6 protein-coding genes are annotated in these 8075 nt (G+C 69.5%); 4 read left to right on the top strand and 2 right to left on the bottom strand.

Going from position 1 to position 8075, the window contains the following annotated elements; genetic code table 11:
- Positions 1–655: 655 nt before the first annotated feature.
- A complete protein-coding gene (locus AB0411_RS27725; RefSeq protein ID WP_366420004.1) occupies positions 656–1606 on the top strand; it encodes a hypothetical protein in 951 nt (316 codons plus the stop codon).
- A 19-nt stretch (positions 1607–1625) separates the two neighbouring features.
- Here AB0411_RS27725 and AB0411_RS27720 read toward each other — a convergent pair whose 3' ends face one another.
- A complete protein-coding gene (locus tag AB0411_RS27720) occupies positions 1626–1985 on the bottom strand; it encodes a hypothetical protein (protein ID WP_366420003.1) in 360 nt (119 codons plus the stop codon).
- A gap of 98 nt (positions 1986–2083) precedes the next feature.
- Between AB0411_RS27720 and AB0411_RS27715 the strand changes: the two genes are divergently transcribed.
- A complete protein-coding gene (locus AB0411_RS27715) occupies positions 2084–2311 on the top strand; it encodes a DUF4287 domain-containing protein (protein ID WP_030088455.1) in 228 nt (75 codons plus the stop codon).
- 136 nt (positions 2312–2447) lie between these two features.
- Here the strand turns inward: AB0411_RS27715 and AB0411_RS27710 are convergent, their stop codons facing one another.
- Positions 2448–3308 carry a Bax inhibitor-1/YccA family protein gene (locus AB0411_RS27710; RefSeq protein WP_366420002.1) on the bottom strand — a complete coding sequence of 287 codons (861 nt, stop codon included), beginning with the start codon at positions 3306–3308 and terminating at the stop codon, positions 2448–2450.
- Between the two features lie 711 nt (positions 3309–4019).
- On the opposite strand from AB0411_RS27710, the gene AB0411_RS27705 reads away from it, so the two are divergent.
- Together AB0411_RS27705 and AB0411_RS27700 are read left to right on the top strand one after the other, a co-directional pair.
- Positions 4020–6866, top strand: a complete 2847-nt coding sequence (locus tag AB0411_RS27705; RefSeq protein WP_366420068.1) for a bifunctional glycosyltransferase/CDP-glycerol:glycerophosphate glycerophosphotransferase — start codon at positions 4020–4022, stop codon at positions 6864–6866.
- Entirely contained in the window at positions 6866–8035 is a 1170-nt protein-coding gene (locus AB0411_RS27700) for a glycosyltransferase (protein WP_366420001.1), read from the top strand. Before AB0411_RS27705 ends, AB0411_RS27700 begins: the two co-directional genes overlap by 1 nt.
- The last annotated feature ends 40 nt before the right edge of the window (positions 8036–8075 follow it).

Below are 8075 nucleotides of genomic sequence, written 5' to 3'. Positions count from 1 at the left end.
GACCATCAGCGCGACCTGCGAACACGCGCGGCCGAGCCGAGCCGAGGGAGGCCGGTGCGCGGCGCAAACGCCCCGGGCCCTCACCCGCAGTAGGGGCGTGACGCTCCCCCGGCGCGGACGCCCGCGTCCCGCGCCGCTCGCGAGGGAGCGCGACAAAAAGGACCAACTCCCGCCCGGCGCACACCCTTCGCTGTCGTCCGGATACGGGCGGCGACACGGCGTGACCCGCGCCACTCGTTAACGAGATCGCGACCCAATCCCCCCCAGGATTGTGACCAACGCCCTGAGGGAGAGGCGTTCTTGCAGGTCAGCAGGGGGGCGCTCGGGTGCAGGTGCCCCCACCTCCCCGCCTTTTCGGGACATAGCGCACCCGGAGCGGTCGCCGACCACCGGCAGCCTGATGTAGGAAGTCGGAGAACATTCTGCTAACGGGAGTACGCCGGTCAGCGAGGCGCTACCAGGAGTGATCCCGTGAGCGAGCGCATCAAGGGGGTCGTTCCGGCCGCAGGCCGGGGCCAGTCCGCGAACCGATGCGCGGCCCGCGCGAAGAGGGCCGCCGAGCGAAGTGGGGAGGACGCATGAGCGAGCGCCACCAGCGAGGCATCGAACGGTGCGCGTCTCGCGCATGCGGGACCGAACGGAGAGAGGTTTCGGCATGAGCGTCACCACCCTCGTCCTGCTAGTGGCCGCGGCCGTCGCCGTGGCGCTGGGCGCCGCCGCCCTGCACACCGCCCGCGCCCTGCGCCGCCAGATCGCCGAGCTGCACGCCGAGCTCGGCGCGGCCCGGCAGGACGCCGCCGCGGGGGCCGGTGCGTACCCGGCCGCGGCGGCCATCCCGGCCGCCCGCACCAGCCCGGCCGCCGAGACCCCGCTGGCCGACATACGTGCCGCCGTCGCCGATGCCCTGGCCGAGGAGCGGGAGCGCGAACTCGCCGAGGCCCGCGCCTTCTGGGCCGCGCAGGAGGCGCGGGACGCCGCCGACGCCCCGTCGCTGCTGGGCGGCCTCGTCGGCCTCGGCGACGAGGGGCTGCTCGACGCCCGCGCCGACCAGCGCGAGCTGCCCGACCGCGACTCCGACCGGCTCGACATCCAGCCGTTCCTGCCCCGCCAGGCGGACCTGGCCGGGCTCGAACCGCTGCTGGGCCCGGACGCCATGGAGGCGATGGACGCGCTGGAGTCCATGGACGCCCTGGACGCGCCGGAGTTGGAGCCGGTCGAGGAGACCGAGTCCGCCGAGCTGGCCGCCGCGCGCCGGCGCCACCCCTCGCACCCCGATTTCTCCCCGTCCCCGGCGATCAGCGATCACGAGCGCACCGTCGCCCGCCTGGAGGAGCTGGCGCAGCAGGCGACCCCGCTCGCGGACGTGCGCCCCGGCCCGCTGGGCACCTTGGACGTCTATGTCTTCACCGACGGCACCACGCTCTGCCTGACCCCCGGGCAGCGCGAGACCGCGGAGCGCGTGGCCGGCGCCCTGCACGCGGGGCACGCCCCCGTCCTGCTGGGCGGCTCCGGCATCTCCGGTGCGTACGCGCTGACCTTCTCCTGGGGCGAGAGCCGCGAGCAGAGCGTCTACGTCCTCGCGGACCGCGTCATCGCCTCGCTCTGACCCGGCGCGGCGGCGCGCGTCAGCAGCGCTCCGCCGCCGCCCGGACCCATCGCACGGCCTCCGCCAGTTCCTCGGCGGGGGCCGCTTTTGCGTCAGGATCCCCCGTTCCGTCGGCCATCCGCAGCGCGGCGGACCGCAGCGCCTCGACGAGGTCGTGGCCGGCCACCGCCAGCTGGTCGCCGACCGCGAACACGCCGGCGTCCGGCAGTTCGTGCGGGGTCTCCCCCGGCCGCTCGATCAGCTGCGCCCGGGTCGTCAACTGCCGCGCCAGCGACAGTCCTTCGGCCGCTGCGCCGTGGTGGAGCCTGCTCTGCGGCAGCGACCTGAGGCGGTCGGCGAGAGCGTCGACGGCGGTCTGCAAGGGGGTCACGTCAAGCACGCCGTGAGCCTATGCGCCACCCCGGGGTGGTTGCCAACGCCCGAACCCTCAGGCACGGTGGGCTGAAGAACCAGCATCGACCGCGTCCGGAGGCGCCGATGTCTCAGCTCTTCTCCGAAGAGACCCACCGGAACATGCTCTCTCGTATCCCGCACTGCACCGGCCGGGAAATCTCCGACTGGCTCCGCACCGTTGAGGAGGGTCCCGCTCTCTTCCGCTTCGACGAAAAGGTCAGCTGGCTCCGCGGCGAGCACAACCTCGCCTACGGGCACGCCAAGGCAATCGTCCATGAACACGATCTCAGGCGCGCAGCGCGCAAGTTCTGAGCCCCGGTGACGGGGCCCGGCCCCGGTCCGGCTCAGGACACTCCTCTTTCACCACGCCGAAGGGCCCGCGGGCACAATGCCCGCGGGCCCTTCGTACGGCGGTGATGGCGCACGGTGCGCCCGGCGCCGCTCCGGGTCAGTCGCCCCGGAGGATCGAGATCAGCCGCAGCATCTCCATGTAGATCCACACCAGCGTCAGCGTCAGACCGAACGCCGCGAGCCAGGACTCCTCGCGCGGAGCGCCGTAGGCGATGCCGTCCTCGACCTGCTTGAAGTCCAGGGCCAGGAACAGCGCGCCGAGGACCACGCCGACGATGCCGAAGACGATGCCCAGGCCGCCGCTGCGGAAGCCGAGGCCCTCACCGCCGCCGAACGCCATGAACAGGACGTTGACCAGCGACAGCAGGACGAAGCCCAGGGCCGCGATCATCACGAAGCGGGTGAAGCGGGCGGTGACCCGCACGATCCGCGTCTTGTAGGCGACCAGCATGGCCACGAACACCGCCATCGTGCCCAGCACCGCCTGCATGGGGGCGCCGTTCATGTTCGGCAGCATGTTGATGTAGCCGCTGAGCGCGCCGAGGAAGATTCCCTCCAGGGCCGCGTACGCCAGGATCAGCGCGGGCGACGGCTTGCGCTTGAAGGACTGGACGAAGCCCAGCACCATCGCGACCAGACCGGCGCCGACGGCGAAGCCGAGGTTCTCGGTCAGGAAGAGCCAGCCGACGGTGGCGCCCGCGATGACCGTGCCGAGCGTCATGCCCGTGCGCGCGACGACGTCGTCCATCGTCATGGGGCGGGTTTGCGGCGCGTACTGCGGCGGCGCCTGGGTGGCCTGCTGCGGGTCCTGGGCGTAGGGGTTGCCGCCCTGCGCGTAGGGGTTCGTTCCGGCGTACGGGTTCGTGGCGCCCCCGGCCTGCGGCGGCGCGTTGAAGCCCGCGTAGCCGGTGTCGCGGCTGAACCCCCGACGCGAGAAGACCGGGTTGCTGCTCCTCATCTCACTCCTCCATGGCCGCCGTGCGCGGCCTTGACGGCAAGCGTAATGGCTTGGCAAAGGGGCGTCGCTAGTTCTTGAGCAGGATCTTTCCCCGAACTCGCGCCGGCACCTCCTCCATGAGGAGGACGTACGGGAGCGCGGAGAGGTGCCCGGACCGGGGGCCGGGCGCACGGCGCGCGGCCGGCCGGCACTCCTGCCGCTACACCGTCGCGCCGCCTCGTCACCACCATTCCGGGAATTCGATCCCCTGCTGTGCTCTTCCCGTTGCCGCGTCGCGCTCTCACCGCGTTCTTGCCGCCCTCTTGCCGCCTGCTTGTCACTGTCGTGTCGCCGCCTTGCCCCCGTCCGTTCTCTTCCGTTGTCGTGGCGCGATCTCCCCGTGCTCGAACTGTCATTTCCTTCCGCTTCTCCGGCGGCGCCTTCCCGCTCCGCTCGGTACGGAATCCGATAAATGTCTGATCGCAACGGGCGCCGCCCGAACCCGACAGGCAACCGATTCGCGGGGGCACCCGTCTTCCCTGCTGGCCGGAACCTGCCCCGGCAGGTGGATCGCAAGGCTGACGTGTGGTCACGATCCGAACGCCGAAGCGCCCTTCCCGATACCTCCGTGACTCACGGTCCGTAGCATCATGGATGCGATCGGTTGCAATCCTGGGGGACAGACAGGGCTATTCTGGCGGGAAACAGTAGCGAAAGAGGGTTGAGGTGCCTGTGCCTGACGTCTCAGTAGTCGTCATCGTCTACAACGACGCCGACCGGTTGCCGACCGCGGTCCAGTCCGTGCTGGACCAGACGCTCCGGGACGTCGAGGTGGTGATCGTCGACGACTGCAGCACCGACCGTTCTTTCGAAGTGGCGCAGCAACTCGCGGCCGGTCATCCCGGGCGGATCAGAGCCTTCCAGCTGCCGGAGAACAGCGGTGCGGGAGGCGAGCCGCGGAATGCCGGCATCCAGCACACCGAGGGCCGGTACGTCATGTTCCTGGACAGTGATGACGTCCTGGAACACAATGCGTGCAGAAATATGCTGGAGGCGGCCGAGGAAACCGGGTCGGACATTGTTTCCGGCCTGTGCGTCCGGCTGCACATGGACACCCGCAACCAGAAGCGGGACGAGTGGTACGCCTGGCTGTATTCCACGACCCGTACGCTGGAATCCGTCACGGAATTGCCGGACCTGTTCGTGTGGGACACCCTTTCCACCAACAAGTGCTACCGCCGTGATTTCCTCATCGAGAACAATCTCCGATTCCCCAAGGGGATGTTCTACGAGGACCTGATGTTTATCGCCGACGCGTATCTGGCGGCCCGGCGCATCACCCTGATCCCCAATCAGGTCTATTTCTGGCACGTCCATGAGCGGGCCGCCGTGAAGTCGGTGACGAACCGTCGCCACGAAATGAGCAACTACGCCCACCGGCTGGAAATCCACCGGCGTATCGATGCGCTGCTGGCGGCGCGCGGGCTGAGCGAAATGAAGCTCGCCAAGGACGTCAAATTCCTCAAGCACGACCTGGTGCTGCATCTGCGGGACCTGCCGTTCCGCGACGATTCCTACCGCCGGGAGTTCGCCGAACTCTCCCGGGAATACCTCGCGAGCATCGCCCCCGAGGCGTACGAGCGTGTGCAGCCGATACAGGCCATCTGTGCGTACCTGCTCCAGCAGGGTGACTGGGACCACCTGATCCCGGCCGTCGACACGCTCATCAACCGCGACAAGCTCTCCTCGCCGCTCGCCGAGCACGACGGGCGGATCTACTGGTGCGACGGCTACACCGACGATCCGTTCGGGCGCGGCGTGCTGGACGTGACCGACATCGGCTACCACGAGAAGTCGGTCAACCAGCTCTTCCTGCGCAACCAGCTCACGCACTTCGGCGCATCCGGCAGGTCCGTGTCGCTGACCGGCCGGATCACCAACCCGCTCGGCATCATCCCGCCCGGAGCGCAGCTCAAGGGCGAGCTGGAGTTCAGCGCCCGGCGGCGCAGCCTGCAGTCCTTCCACTTCCCGGTGCGGGTGCTGCGCCACGAGGGCGACACCGTCCACTGGGAGACCACCGCCGACCTCACCGCGAAGCTGCGCCCGCTGGGCATCGTGGACACCATCTGGGACGTCCGGCTGCGCCTGGATGTCGGCGGGGTGCGCACCACGAGCCGCCTCACCGTCGCCGACACCGAGCTGTCCGGCGGGCTGCCGGTGCGGCCGCGGCTGTCGCGGATGGTCGCCGACCACCTCGAACCGCATGTCTCGGCGAAGGGCCACCTGGCGTTCCGCCTGGTCAGCGAGAACCGCAACGCCGAGCGCGTCCAGGAGCTGATCACCCGCGGGGTGCACGGCAGGCCGGGGACGCTGGCCAAGACCGGCTACCGCAAGGCGAAGGAGCTGCGCAAGAAGGTCACCTCCGGCGACAACAAACTCCGCGCCTACCACGAGGTCTTCAGCCGCCTGCCGATCAAGAAGCGCACGGTGGTCTTCGAGAGCCACCTGGGCAAGCAGTACAGCGACAGCCCGCGCGCGATCTACGAGGAAATGCGCCGGCAGGGCCTGGAGTTCGAGGCGATCTGGTCGTACGCCGGGTCCCCGAAGAACTTCCCGAAGGGCGTCACGCTCGTACGGCGCTGGTCGCTGCCCTACCTCAAGGCGCTGGCGCAGGCGGAGTTCTGGGTGGACAACCAGAGCTACCCGCTCAAGCTCACCAAGCGCCCGGAGACCACCTACATCCAGACCTGGCACGGCTCGGCGCTGAAGAACATGGGCTTCGACCAGCCGGCGCTGAAGGCGCAGACCCGCCGGCAGCAGGAGGAGCAGCAGCGCTCGCTGGACCGCTTCGACCGGTTCCTGATCCGTTCCGAGCACGATGTGCACACCCTCGCCAAGGCCTTCCGGCTCAAGGAGAAGACCCTGCTGCGGGTCGGCTACCCCCGCAATGACGCGCTGGTCCGCGCCCGGCAGCGGGAATCGGCCCTCGGAAAGCGCGAACGCGGAGCACTGGCGGCCGAGTTGGGTATTCCCGCCGACAAGACCGTGCTGCTTTACGCACCGACGTTCCGCAAGGCCGGCGGTCGGCACGGGCGCTTCGCCCTGCCCTTCGACGTGGAGCGGTTCGCCGACCGGTTCGGCGACCGCTATGTCCTCCTGGTGCGCTCGCACTACCTCAATCACGTGGTGCTGCCGCCGACCGTGGAGGGCCGGGTCATCGACGTATCGGCGCACCACGATGTGACGCCGCTGCTGGAGCTGGCCGACGGACTGATCACCGACTATTCCTCGGTGATGTTCGACTATGCGCTGCTCGACCGGCCGCTGGTGTTCTTCACCTACGACTACGACGAGTATGTGCACGAGGGCCGGGGCACCTACTTCGATCTGCTGGAGCACGCTCCGGGCCCGGTGGTCCGCACCGAGGAAGATTTCTACCAGGCGATCAAGTCGTTCGAGTCGCAGTCCGCGGAATACGCCGAGAGCCGCAAGGAATTCGTCGCCAAGTTCGGCGAATTCGACCAGGGCACCGCCGCCCAGAGCATCGTCGATCAGTTTTTCGCGCAGTGGAGCCGTTGATGACCGAGTCGTACGCAGCCGAGCCGCGGGACATCTTCTTCGTCTCCAACAGCGTCAACGAGATGGGCGGCATCACCAGTTGGTCGCACCAGATGGCGCGCCTGTTCAGCGAGCGGGGCCACCGAGTGCACATCGTCGGCGTGGTGCCGCCTCCCGAGGGGCGGGTCCACGAGCTGGCGGACGGCCTGCCGTTCGAGACGACCACGCTCTACGCCGAGCATCCGCCGACCGTCCGCCCCGCCCGGGGCCTCAAGGGCCGGCTCAACCTCGTCGAGCAGCGCCGCCGCGCCGCCCGCGAGGCCGGCATGCAGGAGCAGGCGGCCAAGATGAGCGCACTGTTCCGGGCGGCGAAGCCGGGCGGCGTGGTGATCGTCACGCAGGTGTGGGCGATGGAGTGGGTCGCGCTGGCCGACACCGCCGGACTGACGGTGATCGGAATGAGCCATGAGTCGTTCGACACCTGCCGCAAGTCGTCCCGCTTCGGCCGGGTCAAGCGGTTTTACGCGGATGTCGACCGGATGCTGACGCTCACCCGGGAGGACGCCGACCGCTGGATCCGGCAGCGGATGGACAACGTCGGCTTCATGCCGAACCCGCTGCCGTTCTTCCCCGATGTCCCCTCGGACCGCTCCCACAAGTGCGTGGTCAGCATCGGCAGGCTCCACGAGGAGAAGGGCGTGGACCTGCTGCTGGAGGCCTGGGCGAGGGTCGCGCCGCGGCACCCCGACTGGACGCTGCGGATCTACGGCTCCGGCGAGGAGGAAGAGGCGCTGCGCAAGCAGGCCGCCGAGCTGGGGATCGCCGACACGGTCGCCTGGATGGGCCGCACGGCCGATGTGCCCGGCGCCCTGCGGGAGAGCGCGGTCTTCGCGCTCAGCTCCCGCGGCGAGGGCTTCCCGCTGGCCCCCATGGAGGCCATGGCGACGGCCGTGCCGTGTGTGGCGTTCGATGTGGCGCCCGGGGTCCACGAGATCGTCTCGGACGGCGTGGACGGCCTCCTCGCTCCCCCGGGCAACATCACCGAGTTCGCCCGCCACCTCGACACCCTGATGTCCGACAAGGACCTCAGGGACACCATGGGCGACACCGCCCGCGAGAACATCCAGCGGTTCTCCACGGACGAGATCGTCGCCCGCTGGGAGAGCCTCTTCAGCCTCGTGGAGCGCTGAGCGCCGGGGCGCCCGCGTACGAACGGGAAGGGCCGCCGGG

Source organism: Streptomyces angustmyceticus (genome assembly GCF_040701845.1).
GTDB classification, from domain to species: domain Bacteria; phylum Actinomycetota; class Actinomycetes; order Streptomycetales; family Streptomycetaceae; genus Streptomyces; species Streptomyces angustmyceticus_A.
Note: the sequence above shows the minus strand (reverse complement) of the source record. Positions and strands in the feature narration are given on the sequence as shown.